The 16,726-nt window shown below is 63.4% G+C and carries 14 protein-coding genes and 1 other RNA gene; 14 read left to right on the top strand and 1 reads right to left on the bottom strand.

Features of this window, described 5'->3' with window-relative positions:
• Nucleotides 1-67: 67 nt before the first annotated feature.
• Nucleotides 68-3,628: a hydantoinase B/oxoprolinase family protein gene (locus tag AAC029_RS14410; RefSeq protein WP_339749195.1), complete on the bottom strand. Its 3,561-nt coding sequence runs from the start codon at nucleotides 3,626-3,628 to the stop codon at nucleotides 68-70.
• A gap of 167 nt (nucleotides 3,629-3,795) precedes the next feature.
• Between AAC029_RS14410 and AAC029_RS14405 the strand changes: the two genes are divergently transcribed.
• From AAC029_RS14405 to mraY, 14 genes are all read left to right on the top strand, one after another.
• Complete coding sequence (locus AAC029_RS14405) at nucleotides 3,796-4,506, top strand: molecular chaperone DjiA (protein ID WP_339749193.1); 711 nt, start codon at nucleotides 3,796-3,798, stop codon at nucleotides 4,504-4,506.
• Nucleotides 4,507-4,561: 55 nt separating this feature from the next.
• Nucleotides 4,562-4,849 (top strand): hypothetical protein, encoded by a 288-nt coding sequence (locus AAC029_RS14400; protein WP_339749189.1) that lies wholly within the window; start codon nucleotides 4,562-4,564, stop codon nucleotides 4,847-4,849.
• Between the two features lie 77 nt (nucleotides 4,850-4,926).
• Nucleotides 4,927-6,150: a hypothetical protein gene (locus tag AAC029_RS14395; RefSeq protein WP_339749187.1), complete on the top strand. Its 1,224-nt coding sequence runs from the start codon at nucleotides 4,927-4,929 to the stop codon at nucleotides 6,148-6,150.
• A gap of 69 nt (nucleotides 6,151-6,219) precedes the next feature.
• Nucleotides 6,220-7,134, top strand: coding sequence for an EamA family transporter (locus AAC029_RS14390; RefSeq protein WP_339749185.1), 915 nt, complete (start codon nucleotides 6,220-6,222; stop codon nucleotides 7,132-7,134).
• Nucleotides 7,134-7,622 carry an N-acetylmuramoyl-L-alanine amidase gene (locus tag AAC029_RS14385; RefSeq protein WP_339749182.1) on the top strand — a complete coding sequence of 163 codons (489 nt, stop codon included), beginning with the start codon at nucleotides 7,134-7,136 and terminating at the stop codon, nucleotides 7,620-7,622. The genes AAC029_RS14390 and AAC029_RS14385 overlap by 1 nt, the downstream gene beginning before the upstream one ends.
• 493 nt (nucleotides 7,623-8,115) lie before the next feature.
• A complete protein-coding gene (locus AAC029_RS14380) occupies nucleotides 8,116-8,445 on the top strand; it encodes a hypothetical protein (protein ID WP_339749180.1) in 330 nt (109 codons plus the stop codon).
• A gap of 99 nt (nucleotides 8,446-8,544) precedes the next feature.
• An RNA gene (gene rnpB, locus AAC029_RS14375) (RNase P RNA component class A) lies at nucleotides 8,545-8,938 on the top strand.
• Nucleotides 8,939-9,144: 206 nt separating this feature from the next.
• A complete protein-coding gene (locus tag AAC029_RS14370; protein ID WP_339749178.1) occupies nucleotides 9,145-9,606 on the top strand; it encodes a division/cell wall cluster transcriptional repressor MraZ in 462 nt (153 codons plus the stop codon).
• The gene (gene rsmH, locus AAC029_RS14365; protein WP_339749176.1) at nucleotides 9,603-10,604 is read left to right on the top strand and encodes a 16S rRNA (cytosine(1402)-N(4))-methyltransferase RsmH; all 1,002 of its coding nucleotides are present in this window, start codon (nucleotides 9,603-9,605) and stop codon (nucleotides 10,602-10,604) included. Before AAC029_RS14370 ends, rsmH begins: the two co-directional genes overlap by 4 nt.
• Nucleotides 10,601-10,984, top strand: coding sequence for a hypothetical protein (locus tag AAC029_RS14360; protein WP_339749174.1), 384 nt, complete (start codon nucleotides 10,601-10,603; stop codon nucleotides 10,982-10,984). The genes rsmH and AAC029_RS14360 overlap by 4 nt, the downstream gene beginning before the upstream one ends.
• A 62-nt stretch (nucleotides 10,985-11,046) precedes the next feature.
• Nucleotides 11,047-12,738 carry a penicillin-binding protein 2 gene (locus tag AAC029_RS14355; RefSeq protein ID WP_339749172.1) on the top strand — a complete coding sequence of 564 codons (1,692 nt, stop codon included), beginning with the start codon at nucleotides 11,047-11,049 and terminating at the stop codon, nucleotides 12,736-12,738.
• Nucleotides 12,735-14,207, top strand: a complete 1,473-nt coding sequence (locus AAC029_RS14350; RefSeq protein WP_339749170.1) for a UDP-N-acetylmuramoyl-L-alanyl-D-glutamate--2,6-diaminopimelate ligase — start codon at nucleotides 12,735-12,737, stop codon at nucleotides 14,205-14,207. Before AAC029_RS14355 ends, AAC029_RS14350 begins: the two co-directional genes overlap by 4 nt.
• Nucleotides 14,200-15,612 (top strand): UDP-N-acetylmuramoyl-tripeptide--D-alanyl-D-alanine ligase, encoded by a 1,413-nt coding sequence (gene murF / locus AAC029_RS14345; RefSeq protein ID WP_339749168.1) that lies wholly within the window; start codon nucleotides 14,200-14,202, stop codon nucleotides 15,610-15,612. Before AAC029_RS14350 ends, murF begins: the two co-directional genes overlap by 8 nt.
• A gap of 7 nt (nucleotides 15,613-15,619) precedes the next feature.
• On the top strand, nucleotides 15,620-16,723 hold the full coding sequence (mraY, locus tag AAC029_RS14340) for a phospho-N-acetylmuramoyl-pentapeptide-transferase (protein WP_339749166.1): 1,104 nt from the start codon (nucleotides 15,620-15,622) through the stop codon (nucleotides 16,721-16,723).
• The last annotated feature ends 3 nt before the right edge of the window (nucleotides 16,724-16,726 follow it).

Raw genomic sequence — 16,726 nt, 5'->3', positions numbered from 1 at the left:
GGCGGGATGACAAGGCCTGCGGCTCGTCAATTGGTGAATGTGCCAGCTTTATCTATTCAAATTTATTTTAGCCCTTCCCATACCCCCCGCCACCCGGCGTCTTGACCTCAACACTATCCCCCGGCTCGACATCAATCCGGAACAGACCAGGCAAGGCTTCCGCTTCCCCGCCCGCGCGGGTGACGCTCTGCTCGCCGCGTGCGGCCTCGCCGCCGCCATCCAGACCGAAGGGCGCTTCCTTGCGCCGTGAGGAGAGCAGCGCGACCTCCATCGCTTCCAGGAAGCGTAGGCGCCGGATCGAGCCATCGCCACCGGGGAATTTGCCGGTGCCGCCGGAGTGGGGCCGGATGGTGTGGCACAGGAGCTGGACCGGGAAGCGCCGTTCGAGCACTTCCGGGTCGGTCATGCGCGAATTGGTCATGTGGGTGTGCACGGCGGAGAGGCCGGCAAAGCCATGGCCGTCATGACCGATGCCGGCACCGGCCCCGCCGCAAATCGTCTCGTAATACTGGTGGCGGTCATTGCCGAAGGTGAGGTTGTTCATCGAGCCTTGGCTGGCCGCGAGACGGCCAGTGGCGCCGAATAGCGCGTCGACGATCAGCTGGCTGGTCTCGACATTGCCGGCGACCACCGCGGCGGGCGGTTTCGGGTTGAGCAGGCTGCCTTCCGGGATGATCAGTTCGAGCGGTTTCAGACAGCCCTCATTGAGCGGGATGGCATCGCCGACCAGGCAGCGGAAGACATAGAGGACGGCCGCCCGCGCCACCGATGAGGGCGCGTTGAAATTGCTCGGGCGCTGGGGCGATGTGCCGGTGAAGTCGACCACGGCGGAACGCTGCGCCCGGTTGACCCGGATCGCGACGCGGATCTCGGCCCCGTCATCGAGCTTGACGCTGTGCTCGCCATCGCTCAGCGCATCGATCACGCGGCGCACGGCGCGTTCGGCATTGTCCTGGACATGGCCCATATAGGCTTTGACGACATCGAGCCCGTTATCATCGACCAGCCGGCGCAGCTCGTCGGCGCCCTTGGCGCAGGCGGCGAGCTGGGCTTTGAGGTCGGCGATATTCTGGTCCGGATTGCGGGCCGGCCAGGGCTTGGAGGCGAGCACGGCGCGGGTCTCGGCTTCGAGGAATTTGCCGCCGGACATGATCTTGATATTGCGAAATTGCACGCCCTCTTGCTCGATCGAGGTCGAGAAGGGCGGCATGGAGCCCGGCGCGATACCGCCGACATCGGCATGGTGACCGCGCGAGGCGACGTAGAAGATGCGCTCGCCGGTGGCCTCGTCATGGACGGGGGTGACCAGCGTGATGTCGGGCAGATGGGTGCCGCCATCATAGGGCGCGTTGACGGCGACGGCATCGCCGGCCTTGAGATCGGGATGCGCGTCGGCGGCGGCGCGGACGCTGGCCGACATCGAGCCGAGATGGACCGGCATGTGCGGGGCGTTGGCAACGAGCCCGCCATCCGCGTCAAACACGGCGCAGGAGAAATCCAGCCTCTCCTTGATATTGACCGAGTGGGCGGTGCGTTCGAGCGCCAGGCCCATTTGCTCGGCGACGCTCATGAAGCGCTTGTTGAAGAGTTCCAGCCGGATCGGGTCGAGGGCGGTGTCGGCGGTCTCGGCGGCGAGGGCTTCGGTGCGGGTCAGTTTCAGCGTGCCATCGGGCAGGCGGGTCGCGGACCAGCCGGCATCGATGACAATTGTGGAATTGGGATCCATCACCAGGGCCGGGCCCATTGCTTCAGCGCCAGCACCAAACTGGTCGAGCCGGTAGAGCGGCGTCTCGCGCCAGGCACCGCGATCGAAGACTTTCACGGAGGCGATGGCTTGCGGCGCTGCCGTCTCCTCGCTCATCGCGATGGACCAGCCCCCCGCGCCGGGCGGGTCAGCCTCGGCCTCGACCATCACGGATTCAATCACCAGAGCGGCATCGGGCGCAAAGCCGAACAGGCGTTTATGGGCGGCGGCGAAATTGGCCTCCATCGCCTCGGGCTCGTCGACGGCGACGGGCAGGCTGGTGTCGGAGCCCTGCACGCGCAAGCGCCATTCGGTGCGGGTGCGGACCTGATCGCTGGCGAATCCTTCGGCGGTAAGGCGGGCGATGACGTCTGCGGCGAGATCGGCGGCGAGGGCGTGGGCGGTTTCCAGCCCGGTTTTGAAGTCCTGCTCGACAGCGGCCAGCTTGGTCTGGCGGATTTCGGCGAGGCCGATGCCCAGCGCCGAGAGCAATCCGGCATAGGGGTGGATCAGGACAGAGGTCATGCCGAGCGCATCGGCGACCTTGCAGGCGTGTTGCGCCCCGGCACCGCCAAAGGCGGCCAGCGCATAGGCCGACGGGTTGACGCCCTGGCCGATGGAGATCTGCTTGATCGCCTGGGCCATGCTCTCGACGGCGACGGCGAGGAAGCCCTCGGCGGCGGCTTCCGGGCTGTCGAGCTGCATCGCATCGGCCAGTGTCTGCAGCGCGGCGCGGCTGGCGGCGACATCGAGCGGCGAGGCACCGTCGGTGCCGAAGACGAGCGGGAACCACTCGGCCTGCACCCGGCCGAGCACGATATTGGCATCGGTGACGGCCGCCGGTCCGCCGCGGCCATAGCCGGCCGGGCCGGGCATGGCGCTGGCGCTCTCGGGGCCGACGCGGGCGCGTTCGCCGTCGAAGGTGAGCAGGGAGCCGCCGCCGGCGGCGACCGTGTGGACGGCCATCATCGGCGCGCGCAGGCGGTGTCCGGCGACCAGGGTTTCCTGGACTCGCTCGAAGGTCTCGCCATCAAAGCGCGAGACATCGGTCGAGGTGCCGCCCATGTCGAAGCCGATCACTTTGGGATGACCGGCCGCCAGCGCTGTCTTGGCCATGCCGACGACACCGCCGGCCGGCCCGGACAGAACCGCGTCGCGGGCGTGAAATCCGGCCGCAGGCGCCAGCCCGCCCGAGGACTGCATGAAATAGAGCGGCGTGCCCTCCAGCCCGGCATCAACGCGGTCGACATAATCGCGCAGCACCGGGGTGAGGTAAGCATCAAGCACCGTGGTTGAAGCGCGTGGCACGATCTTGACCAGCGGGCTGGCAATGCTCGAGCGGATCACGGTCTTGAACCCGGCCTCGCGGGCGAGGCTTTCCAGCGCGATCTCGTGGGCGTCATTGCCATAGGCATGCATCAGCGTGATCGCGACCGAGGTGAAGCCGTCCTGCTTGGCGGCGGCGAGCGCCTCGCGCACGGGGGCGTCGTCGAGCGGGGTCAGCACGGTGCCGGTGGCATCGATGCGTTCATCGATCTCGACGACACGGGCGTGCAGCGGGGCCGGGCGCTGGATGTCGAGGGCGAAGATGTCCGGGCGGGTCTGGTCGCCAATGATCAGCAGATCGGCAAAGCCGCGCGTGACCAGAAACAGCGTCTTGGCGCCCTTGCGTTCCAGCAGGGCATTGGTGGCGACAGTGGTGCCCATCTTGACCGAGCCGACCGCAGCGCCAGCGGCGAGGCGGCGCACGCCTTCGCTGGCGGCGTCGGGATAGTCGGGGCTTTCCGAGAGCAGTTTGAGCGGGTGGAGCTGGCCATCGGGGGCGCGGCCGATCACATCGGTGAAGGTGCCGCCACGGTCGATCCAGAATTCCCAGTCTGACATGATAACTCCCGTCAAATCACCGCATGCTCACGCCATTATGAGCGAGGTTTAGCATGGTCTGGATCGCCGCGAATGGATAAGCTGCCAAAACACCAGCAATCTGCCCGTCCTGATATCGCCTGAACACGGCACATTCCCTATATGACGGTGCGAGGGATAATTCACGCATGCGTTTTTGGCACAAATTGGCGGACCGTCTGCAGGGGCGGGACAGTTTCCTCGACTGCGATGGTTGCGACGGCCAGCTTGAGTCCGTGCCTGAGCGCCGGGTCGGGGATGCCGAATTCGCGATGGCGCTGATCGGGCTCGGTGCCAAAATGGCCAAGGCCGACGGCGTTGTGACCCGAAGCGAGATCAAGGCCTTCTATGAAGTCTTCCGGCCGCCACCCGAGGGACGCGCGGCGCTGGACCGGGCTTTCGAGCTGGCGATGCAGACGACGCTCGGCTTTGACGGCTATGCCCGGCGTCTGGCGCGGCGCTTCCGTGCCAATCCCGCGATCCTGGAAGATGTGCTCGACGGTCTGTTTCATGTAGCCAAGGCCGATGGCGCTGTGACGTCTGACGAGCTGGACTATCTCGACCGGGTGGCGGAAATCTTCGGCTTCTCGCCATTGGAGTTTCGCCGTATCAGCACGGCCCATCTCGGCGCGTCCGATAATGATCCCTATATCATTCTGGGCATAGAGGCCGACATCTCCGACGCTGATCTCAAGCGCGCCTATCGTCGAATCGCGTCGCAAAACCATCCGGACCGGATGATGGCGCGCGGTGCGCCGCTCGAAACCCAGCGCTTCGCCAATGAAAAAATGGCAGTAATCAACTCGGCTTATGGCAAGATTCTTGAAGAGCGTGGACTAAATGTCCGCACTGCCAATTGACCTTGGCGTCTGAAATGCCAACATTGGGGTGAGGGGCAGAGATGGATAGAGGATCATGACCGAAACAGCTCACACCCAGTCCGCATTCTTCGCGACCGGCGCAGGCCGGATCGTACGCGATGTTCTGGCGGCGATCATCGCCCTGGCCTTCATTGGCGCGATGGTCTTCCTCGCGGTCATGCTGACCGCTGTCTTCCTCGTCATTGCCGGTGCCGGCCTGGTCACCTTTGGCGTCTACTGGCTGTGGATCAAGGTGCGTGGACGGCGTTCGCGCGGCGGCCCTGAAATCCTGGTTGCGACCCGTGGTCCCGAAGGCTGGACCGTTGATGGTCTCGGCTCCTGAAACCGATTTTCTCACATTATATTGATCCGCAGATCATGCGGGATCTGCTGGCCTGAGCGCCAGTCGAGGGGATGCGTATGCGATTCCGAACTCTGATTGTGCCGCTGATCGCGGTGCCGCTCTTATTGCTGGCCGGCTGTGTCAACAAGGCCCTGCCCAGAGTCCCTGAGCAACTGGATGCCGCGGCGGCCTCACCCTCTCTGGCCGGTTTCGACCGGGTCAGCTGGGAGGCTGGACGGGCTGATCTGCAGCAGGAATTTCTCGACCACATTTATGGCGCACTGCCAGCCCCTGAGCCGGCTCGGATCCTGTCGCATGATGTCATCGAAGCGCAGGCGTTCGACGGGCTTGGCCGGATCGAGCAATACACGCTCGACCTGTCGGGCTCTGAGACCCATCTGGTGGTGATCCTGCCCAATCACGGCGGCGCCCCTTTCCCGACGATTATCCTGCAAATGTTCTGCGGCAACCGCACCGCGCTCGGCGGACGGCTCGATATCGCCGCGCCCACGACGGCTTATGCTCCAGACTGCGATACCGGCCTCCAGGGCCTGCCGACGCGGACGATTTTCGGGCGTTACATCATGGAACCGCCGCTCACGGAAATCCTGTCGCACGGCTATGCCATCGCCCTGATCTATCCCGGCGATTTCGTGCCGGATGATGCGAGTGGCGCCGCCGAGCGGCTGGCGGCACTGGTGCCCGGCCAGCCCAGCGGTGCCATCGGGGCATGGGCCTGGGTCTATTCGCGCGCCGTCGACGTGCTCGACAGCGATGATCGCTTCGACAATGCCCGCACAGCGGTCTGGGGCCATTCACGCAATGGCAAGGCGGCGCTGCTCGCCGGTGCGCTCGATCCACGCATCGATCTGGTGATCGCCCACCAGGCCGGCACCGGCGGTACAGCCCTGACCCGCACCGGCGTCGGTGAGCCGGTTTCAGCCATCACCGAAGATTATCCGCACTGGTTTGTGCCGGCCTATGCCGCCTATGCCAGCCATCCCACCGATATCCCGATTGACCAGCATCAACTGATCGCCCTGATGGCACCGCGGCCCTTGCTGATCGGCGGCGCCTGGCGCGATCAATGGTCTGATCCGCAATCGAGCTTCCGCGCGGCCGAGGGTGCCAGTTCGATCTACCGCCTGTACGGCTCAGCCGGTCTGACCCAGGCCGGTCTGGGCGATTTCGATCCGGCGGCCGATCTCGCTGTCGCGATGCGCCCGGGCCTTCACGGCGTCCAGCCGGCCGATTGGGAAAACTTCCTCGCCTTTCTTGATGCCCACTTCGCAACGCACTGACATCAAACGTGCATACGGTCTATACGCCGGCCCGCTTGTGTGGCTGGCCGGGCCGGTCCATGAAGCGATATGCGTTTACGTGATCTCCTCGCCCTGATCGCCGTTTGTGCCGTCTGGGGTGTCAATTTTGTTGTCGCGAAATTCTCGATCACGGGCTCACCGGGATGGGTGCCTGGATTCGAAGGCTCACCGCCTTTGTTTTTCGCCTTCATCCGCTTCGCATTGCTGGCGGCGGTGCTGTCACCCTGGTTGAGGCCGCGACCCGGCGATATGAAAGCGATGGTCGGGATCGCGCTGTCGATGGGCGCGCTGCAATACTCGCTGATGTTCCTTGGTCTGCAATGGGCGACGCCCTCGGGCATGGCGATCACGCTGCAGATGGGCGTGCCATTCGCGACCCTGCTCTCTGTGGTGATGCTGAAGGAAAGGCTTGGCCTGCCGCGCATCACTGGCATCATCATCGCCTTCGCCGGCATCATCCTGGTCGTCGCACGCCCGGGAATAGGCGGCCTCTCCTTCGGCCTGCTGCTCGGGGTCGGCGCCGCCTTCACCGGTGCGCTGGGGATGATTCTGGTCAAGCGCATGCCGCTGGATTCGATGCGGATGCAGGCCTGGATCGGGATGATTTCCTGGCCGCCTTTGCTGGTTTTGTCGCTGGTGTTCGAGCAGGATCAGATTTCCAGGAGCATGGCCGGTGGCTGGGCCTTCGCGCTGACGGTCATGTTCACGGTTCTGCTGGTGAATGTGTTCGGCCATGGTGTGTTCTACAAAATGCTGCAGCGCTATGATGCGACCATGATTGCACCGATCACCCTGCTGGCGCCCCTGATTGGCGTCATATCCGGCATCGCCATCACCGGCGACCCCTATGGCTGGCGCTTGTTCGTTGGCGGCGGTCTGGCCCTGCTCGGGGTTGGCATCATCGCCCTGCGGCCCAACCGTGCCCTGCCCGAGGCCGGTCTGGCGCGGGAGAAGGTATTGTAATGCTGATCGCTGCCCCATCGCCCAATTTCAACACCCGCAAATTGCCGATCTCGCTGATCGTGCTGCACTATACCGGCATGGAGAGCGGCCCGGCGGCGCTGGCGCGACTGCGCGATCCGGCGGCTGAAGTCAGCGCCCATTACATGGTCGAGGAGGATGGCCGCATCTTCGCGCTGGTCGATGAGGAAAAGCGCGCCTGGCATGCCGGCGTCAGCGTCTGGCACGGCGAGACCGATATCAATTCCGCCTCGATCGGGGTCGAGATCGTCAATGGCGGCCATGATTACGGCCTGCCCGATTACCCCGCCATCCAGATCGCCGCCGTGATCGAACTGGTGCACGACATCATGGGACGCCATGGGATTGGCCCCGAGGGCGTCGTCGGCCATTCCGATATCGCTCCGGGCCGCAAACAGGACCCCGGCGAGAAATTCCCCTGGGACAGGCTGGCTGAGGCGGGGTGTGCGCTGGTGGAGCGGGCCGGATAGGCTGGGCGCCGAAATAGAAGTTGGCTCAATAAATCGTCATTCCAGCGCAGGCTGGAACCCAGTTCGTAGCGCGGGACGGATGGAAAACTGGCGCTAAATCAATCAGATCGTGGCGCGTGAATCTGGGTCCCAGCCTGCGCTGGGATGACGATGTATTGTGACTTTGGTGATGGATAAGCCGACGATTGCGCACCGCTCCAACACCGAGCACACCATCTTCCCCTGGAGGAGCGCCGCCCATCGCGGGGAAAAATGTGGCCGGATCTATTGGAGGAAATGGCCCTCGGCCGGCCACAACCTGCCCTGAAAACCAGTCTGGCGCCCTTGCTTGGCAAGGATTTTAGGGATGGCTCTGCCCGGCGAGGGCGGGAGAATTTGGAGCGCAGCGTGGGATTTGAGGGGGAGATGCTTGCAGGCAAATCGTGGGTATTCGCGTGTCTTCCCTGGTGTTACAGTTTCGGCGACGGGGTGCGCGCGGCATCTGGGGCGTGAAATGAACAAGACCATCGATTGGTTTCTGACCTTGCGGCTATTGGTCCTTTTCGCGGCACCTGCCTGGTATTTTGTCGCCTTTCAATTCGCCGATGTTACGGGCCTGGAGATGGGCCTGGATGGCGGAATCCGAGTGGGTATTTTCGTAGGCATCCTGATCACGCTCCTGTTTCTGGGATTGCTCAATTTCACGATCAATCGGGAGAAAATTCTCACCAATCTTTCCCGGGTCAAATTCGGGAGCAGGACGACCAATCGTCTTATTTGGAAGGTGACTGCCGTTCTTTTTCTTGCGCTGATTGTGGCGCTTGTGATCGCTGCCATCACATAGGATGAGGTTCGAGGCCGTGTGGACCTTGGGACAGCATGCCCACCCCCGCATCCCCCACCGCTTGACCCCACCCCCCACTTCAACCACATACATCCCCGATCAGGTGGCTGGGCGGCCGCGGTGTCAGGCTTGAAAAGGCGGCACCGAGGAAAGTCCGGGCTCCACGGAGACAAGGTGCCGGGTAACGCCCGGCGGGGGTGACCCCAGGGAAAGCGCAGCAGAGAAAGACCGCCGGGCGCGCGCGTCCGGTAAGGGTGAAACGGTGCGGTAAGAGCGCACCGCCCCGACCGCAAGGAAGGGGGCTAGGCAAGCCCCACCTGGAGCAAGACCGAATAGGGATGGGCCGTGGCTTCGGCCACACATGCGTCTCCGCATGCCATCCGGGTAGGTCGCACCAGGCATGTCGCAAGGCATGTCGCAGATGAATGGTCGTCGCGTTTTTTCCATTTTGGAAAAAGCGACACAGAACCCGGCTTACAGGCCACCTGATCGCACTTCTCCCGACATCTGCTTCCACTGCCCTGTGGATATTAACTTAATGTTCCCTTGATGTTCTCAATTTAGCCATATTTGATTACTTCAAAAGGCGCCCCAAACCAAAGAAATCGATGCTTTCGGCGTTGTTTCCCATCTGATCCCATGTTATCCCATGGTTAACCATACGGGGATCGATCAGTATGGGCGGGGAGCAATTCGAGCGTGTTTTTATCGACCACCATCAATGGCGTTGACGCCAAGGGACGGGTTTCGGTGCCAGCCGACTTCCGTTCTGTGGTGCGCGGTGGTGTGTTCGACGGCATTATTGTCTGGCCCTCATTCGATGGTCCCTATCTGGAAGGCGGCGGCCAAGCCCTGCTTGAAAGCTATCAGCGCCTGATCGAGGATATGGATCCCTATGATGAGGCGCGCATCGCGTTTGAGCGCGCCATTTTCGGCGCTGCCAAACCGCTCGCCTTCGATGCCAATGGCCGCGTCACACTGCCCAAGGAATTGATTGATCATGCAGGGCTCGATGCGAAGGCGACCTTTGTCGGTCTCGGTTCGCGCTTCGAGCTGTGGTCGCCCGACGTTTATGCCGAGCACCAGGCTTCGGCGCGCGCCTTTGCCCGCGAGAACAAGCGCTCCTTGCGCCTGGTTCCGCGCAATGGGGGTGGGTCATGAGCCATCTCCCGGTGATGCTGGACGAAGTTGTGCGTGCGCTCGATCCGCATGATGGCGGGCTCTATATCGATGGCACGTTTGGCGCCGGCGGTTATTCGCGCGCCATATTGTCGGCCGCCGATTGCCGTCTGATCGGAATTGATCGCGATCCGAGCGTTGTTCTTGCCGCCGAACAGCTGGGTAAGGCATCCGGCGGACGCTTCGTGTTTGTCCAGGCACCGTTCTCGAAAATGGCCGAGGTGATCCACGCCAATGGCGGTGAGACGGTTGATGGCATCGTGCTCGATATCGGCGTCTCCTCGATGCAGATCGACCAGGCCGAGCGCGGTTTTTCCTTCATGCGCGCCGGCCCGCTCGACATGCGCATGGCGCGCGATGGTGCCAGCGCCGCAGATGCGGTCAATCTGTTGAGTGAAGCAGAGCTTGCAGACATATTTTATGTTTACGGCGATGAGCGCCGCTCGCGCCGGATCGCCAAGCAGATTGTCGAGGCCCGCACCGAGGCTCCCATCGAGACGACGGACCGGCTCGCCGCGATTGTGACGCGGGCAACGGGCGGAAAACACTCAAAGATTCACCCAGCCACCAAAGTCTTTCAAGCCTTGCGGATTTACGTCAATGACGAGTTGGGCGAATTGGCCCGTGCGCTCGAGGCCGCTGAGGAAATTCTCGCGCCGCTCGGCCGCCTCGTCGTGGTTACCTTCCATTCACTGGAGGACCGCATGGTGAAGGACTTCTTGCGGGCCCGCACCGGGCAGGCAGGAGGGGGTGGCTCGCGCCATGCGCCCGCAGTGGAAACCGGTCCTGTCATCAGTCCCAGCTTTTCTCTGCTGCACCGCAAGGCGAGCGCCGCCAGCGAGGCTGAAATTGCGGTCAATCCGCGGTCCCGTTCCGCCAAATTGCGTGTTGCCATTCGTACCGAAGCGCCAGCCTGGGCTGCGCTGTCGGAGTCGCCGAAGAATGTTGTGTCGCTTGCGCGTCTGGAGGCAGTGTTATGATCCGTACGTTCAATGCAATTGCCCTCGTCGTTGCTGTCGCCCTGGCTGGCGCGCTCTATGTCGCCAAGACCGAAGCCAAGAACTCCCAGGAGCGGTTGGAGGGAATCCAGTCGCAACTGGTCGAGGAGCGGCGGCAGATCAATGTTCTCAATGTCGAGATCGCGCATCTGGAAGACCCGGAACGCCTGCGTCTGCTGGCGCGGCGTTATCTCGGATTCGAACCGCTCGACCCAAGCCATGAAGTCGCGCTGAGCGATTTGCCATTGCTGGCCGAAACCGTTGGCGAGGTTGAGTCGATCCGCAATGATGGCTTGCTGGTCGCCCAGTCCGATCAGGCCTTGGCGCTTGCCGAGCCGCGCGAGGTTGGGGGGTCGCACTGATGCGCTGGTGGCCCTTTCGCCGTCAAATATCAGCCGAGTCGCACCGTGTCGGACCGCCGCCGATGGCCGAGGCTGCGCCGGCGGACATGTCACGGCTATTGCGGATTGAGAGCACAGAAATCCGGGCGCTGGATGCGGCGCGCGGCCGGCTTCGCATTGTCGGCCTGACGCTGGCGCTAAGTTTCGCAATTCTCGGCCTGCGCGCTGTCGAACTGGCCGTGACCAGCCCGGCCCATGCCGCGACGCCGCGTCCGGTTGCCTCCGAGCCGATGCGTGGCGATCTGTTTGATCGCACCGGCCAAGTGCTGGCGACGACGCTGCAAACCTATTCGCTGTTTGCTGACCCGACCCTGGTCTGGGATGCGTCCGAGGCGGCGCAGTCATTGTCGACGGTCCTGCCGGACCTTGATGTGGAAGCGGTGACGCGGGAATTATCCTCGCACCGGCGTTTTGTTTGGATCCAAAGGAATTTGACGCCGCGGCAGCGCCAGGCCGTTTTCTCGCTAGGCCTTCCTGGGCTGGATTTTCGCATTGAACCGCGGCGCATCTATCCGCGCGGCCGGCTGGCGGCGCATGTGGTGGGCTATACCGACCGCGATATGAATGGCTTGGCCGGCGCTGAGCGCTCCTTCGATGCCGCGCTGTCCTCCAGCGATGGCCGTCCGGTAGCGCTGTCGATCGATATGGGCGTGCAATTCCACCTCGACGAAGTTCTGCGCACGACGATGGCGGAATACCGAGCGCTCGCCGCATCGGGTATCGTGATGAATGTGCGCACCGGCGAGATTGTCGGCATGGTGTCGCTGCCCGATTTTGATCCCAACCGCCCCAATGATGCGTCCAGCGATGAGCGCCTCAATCGCAGTGCCCAGTCGGTCTATGAAATGGGCTCGACCTTCAAGGCCTTCACCGTCGCGATGGCGTTGGAGGCAGGCACCGCAACGCTGGAAAGCGGCTATGACGCGACCGAGCCGCTGCAGATCGGCGGCTATACGATCCATGATTATCATGGCGAAAATCGCTGGCTCACCCTGTCGGAAATCTTCATTCACTCGTCCAATATCGGCTCCTCACGGATTGCGCTGGAAGTCGGCGCCGAGGCGCAGAGAGAGTTTCTCGGGCGGATGCGTCTGCTTGAGCGCGCGCCGATCGAGTTGGCCGAAAGCGCCGATCCACTGCTGCCGCGCAATTGGGGACCGACGGAAACCGCGACCATCTCCTATGGCCACGGCCTCGCCGTCAGCCCCATCGCCACGATTGCCGCCTTCGCAGCCATCGCCAATGGCGGAATTTATGTTGCTCCGACCCTGCAACCTGTTGCCGCAGACGAGACGATTGTCGGTGAGCGGGTGCTCGACGCCCAGGCGGCGCAGGATGTCATGACGCTGATGCGTGAAAACGTCACCGATGGCACGGGCGGCCGCGCCGAGGCGCCTGGCTATCTGGTCGCCGGCAAGACCGGCACGGCGGAAAAACCATCGCGCGGCGGCTATGACCGCAACCGTCTGATCTCCTCATTCTCGGCCGTTTTTCCCTATAATGATCCGCAATACGCCATTCTGGTCCTGCTCGACGAGCCGCAGGGAACTGCAGCAACGCACGGCTATGCCACCGGTGGCTGGACGGCGGCGCCGGCGGTGAGTGCGATTGTCTCGCGCATTGCACCGATCCTCGGGGTTGAGCGTTCGAATGCTGATCATAGTGAGCGTGCGGCCATGGTTCGCGCGGCACTCATGCCGGAGCCGATCCCTTGACCCTGTCCGAACTGCTCGACCCCGCGCAAGCAACGCCCGCGACCGACCGGATCGAGATCGCGGGTCTGACGCTGGATAGCCGGGCTGTGAAGCCGGGCTTTCTGTTTGCCGCTCTGCCCGGAGTCAAACTGCACGGACGCGCCTTTGCGGCGAAAGCTGTCGCGCAAGGTGCGGTCGCAATCCTGTCGGACCAGGCGATCCCTGAACTCGATGTGCCCGTCATTGTCGCCGCAGATGCCGCCGCCGCACTGGCGGCGATGGCGGCGCGTTTCTATCCGCGCCAGCCGGGCCATATCGTGGCGATCACTGGCACCAATGGCAAAAGCTCGACGGTGGAATTCCTGCGCCAGATCTGGACCGCCGCCGGGATAGACGGCGCCAGCCTGGGTACGCTCGGCGTGGCGCGCGGCGCCTCGCTCGAGACCACCGGCTACACCACACCCGACGCCGTCGCGCTGCACCAGGCGCTCGATGCGCTCGCTGCCGATGGTGTGACGCATCTGGCGATGGAGGCTTCCAGCCATGGGTTGAAGCAAAGGCGGATGGATGGCGCGCGACTGGCGATTGGCGCCTTTACCAATCTGACCCAGGATCATCTCGATTATCATCCCGACTTTGACGATTACTTCGCGTCCAAAGCAATGCTGTTCACCGAGCGCCTGCCCGATGGCGCTGGCGCCGTGATCAATGTCGATTCCGAGTGGGGTGGACGCATGGCGGATCTGGCGCGGACGCGTGGGCTGCAGCTGGTGACGATCGGTTGGCGCGGCAGCGATCTGCAAATCCGTGAAATCACCCCGCGCCCGGCGAGCCAAGATGTTGTCTTCGCCTGGCGCGGTGTTGAATATCATGTCGACGTGCCGCTGGTCGGCGAGTTCCAAATCCTCAACGCGCTCGGCGCGGCCGCCATTGCCCTGACCGAGGGTGTCGCACTCGAAATTGTCCTCAAGACGCTGGGCGAATTGGGCGGGGTTCCGGGGCGGCTTGAAAAAGTTGGCGAGACCGAGGCGGCGGCGCCGGTGCTGGTCGATTATGCCCACACCCCAGACGGACTCGACAAATTGCTGCGCGCAGCACGTCCGCATACGCGTGGCCGCGTCATTCTGGTGTTTGGTTGCGGCGGTGATCGCGATCCGACCAAACGCGTCAAGATGGGTGCGATCGCGGCGCGCCAGGCCGATCATGTCATTGTCACCGACGACAATCCGCGCTCCGAGGATGCGGCCCTGATCCGGGCCGCAATCCTTGAGGGTTGTCCCGAGGCCGAAGAAATCGCCGACCGCGCCGCGGCCATCGCGCGTGGCGTGGCGCTGCTGCAGCCCGGTGATTGCCTGCTTTTGGCCGGCAAGGGGCATGAGACCGGCCAGACCGTCGCCGGCGTCGTGCATCCCTTCGATGATCGCGAGGAGGGACGTAAGGCTCTCACGGCCCGCAAGGCCTATCTGCGACAGGAGGGCGCTCATGCTTAAACCGCTCTGGACCGCCAAACAGGCGATGGCAGCGACCGGCGGCATGTTGGTCGGCGATCTCGACTGGACCTGCTGCGGCCTGTCGATCGATACCCGCTCCATTATGCCGGGCGATCTGTTCGTGGCGCTGAAGGATGAGCGCGACGGGCATGATTTCGTCACCGACGCGATGGCGCGCGGTGCGGCCGCCTGCCTGGTCACCGATACGTCCAACTGTCCGGGCCCCGCCCTGCAGGTCAAGGATACGCTGCTGGCGCTGCGTGCGCTGGGCGAAGCGGCGCGGGATCGCAGCCCTGCGATCCGCATTGCGGTCACGGGCAGTGTCGGCAAGACCAGCGTCAAGGAGGCGCTCGCCGCTGTGCTGCGCGCAGCAGGGCCGGCGCATTGGAGCGTCAAATCCTACAATAATCACTGGGGCGTGCCGCTGACCTTGGCGCGGATGCCGATGGAAACCCAGCGTGCCGTATTTGAGCTCGGGATGAATCATGCCGGCGAGATTCGTGACCTGACCTCCCTGGTACGGCCCCATGTCGCCCTGATCACCCGCATCGCGCCGGCGCATCTGGAACATCTCGGTACGATCGAGGCCATCGCTGATGCCAAGGCGGAGATGTATGAAGGCCTTGAGCTCGACGGTGTCGCGATCTATCCCGCCGACGATCCGTTGGCCGAACGTCTGGCCGGCTTCGCAAAGCGCTCCAGCGCCGCTTTCATGCTCGATTTCGGACGCAGTGCCGGGGCCGCAATCCGGATTGAATCCTTCGAAACCGGGCTGGGCGGCAGCGATGGCGTCGTCAATGTGATGGGCGTGCGCGTCCCCTTCCACCTCGCCGCAACCGGTGAACACTGGGCCTGGAATGCCGGCGCGGTGTTTGCCGCTGCCGCAGCCGCCGGGCTTGATGCGAAACATGTCGCCGACGCTCTCGGCCAGGTCGATGCCGAGCCGGGGCGCGGTCGTGCGGTAACCGTGGCACTGCCCAAGGGTGGCCAATTCACTTTGCTAGACGATGCCTACAACGCCAATCCCGTCTCGATGGCCGCCGCGATTGCCTCGCTTGGCAGTGCCCGGCCAGGACCGGGCGGCCGCCGGATCGCTGTGCTCGGCGACATGCTGGAGCTGGGCGCTCAATCGCCTCAGCTGCACCGCGCTCTGGCGCCGTCTCTGGTCGAAGCGGATGTCGATGCTGTCTTCAGCTGTGGAGTGCGGATGCGAGATCTGCACGACCACTTGCCGGAGCGGCTGCGCGCAGGCTATGCGCCCAATGCCGGCGAAGCGCTGGACATGCTGACATCACAAATTCGGGCCGGCGACATCGTGTTGATCAAGGGATCAAATGGTTCCGGGCTTCATAAAATCGCCGCTGTTCTGGCCGACGGCTCGGCATTCACCCTGACGGAGGCCTGATCCGCCCATGCTGTACCTGCTGTTCGCACCGTTGATGGACGATTTCCAGATCGCCAATCTGTTTCGCTACATCACTTTTCGCTCCGGCGGTGCGCTGATGACGGCGATGCTGATCGCCTTCGTGTTTGGGCAGCCGATGATTGGCTGGCTGCGGCGCAAGCAGGGCAGGGGTCAGCCGATCCGCGCCGAAGGCATTGAACGCCATGTGATCGAGAAAGCCGGCACCCCGACGATGGGCGGCTTTCTGATCCTGCTCGGCGTGATGGTCGGCACGCTGCTCTGGGCCGATTTGAGCAATGCCTATGTCTGGATCGTGATTTTCGTCACCGCTGGATTTGGCCTGATCGGCTTCATCGATGATTATCAGAAAGTCACCAAGCAGACGACGGACGGGCTTGGCAGCAAGCTCAAACTGCTTGGCGAATTCTCCATCGCCCTGATCGCGGTCTGGTGGGCAACGGCCACGGCTCAGGGCTATGGCATGGATGCCGCCGTGACGACCTCGATCACCTTCCCTTTCTTCAAGGATTTCCTGCTCAATCTCGGGCCGCTCTTCTATGTCTTCGGCTGCATGGTGATCGTGGGCTCGGGCAATGCGGTGAATATGACCGATGGGCTCGACGGGCTGGCGATCGTGCCGGTGATGATTGCGGCCGCCACGTTCGGCGTCATTGCCTATGTCGTCGGCCGTGTCGACTTCGCCGAATATCTGCACGTCTTCTACACGCCCGGCACTGGCGAGATCCTGGTGTTCTGTGGCGCTCTGCTGGGTGCTGGACTGGGCTTTTTGTGGTGGAATGCTCCGCCGGCGATGATCTTCATGGGCGATACCGGTTCGCTCTCGCTCGGCGGCGCGCTCGGCGTGATTGCTGTGGCGGTCAAGCATGAGATCGTGCTGGCGATTGTTGGCGGGCTGTTCGTGCTGGAAATGGTGTCGGTGATGGTGCAGGTCGTCAGTTTCAAGCTGACCGGCAAGCGCGTCTTCCGCATGGCGCCAATTCACCATCATTACGAGAAAAAGGGCTGGGCCGAGGCGACTATCGTGATCCGTTTCTGGATTATCGCCGTCGTGCTGGCGCTGATCGGCCTTGCTACCCTCAAGCTGAGATAGACG

Origin of the sequence: uncultured Maricaulis sp., assembly GCF_963975345.1 — a bacterium.
Taxonomy (GTDB): Bacteria; Pseudomonadota; Alphaproteobacteria; order Caulobacterales; family Maricaulaceae; genus Maricaulis.
The sequence above is the reverse complement of the archived record's forward strand: the minus strand, read 5'-3'. Positions and strand labels throughout refer to the sequence as shown.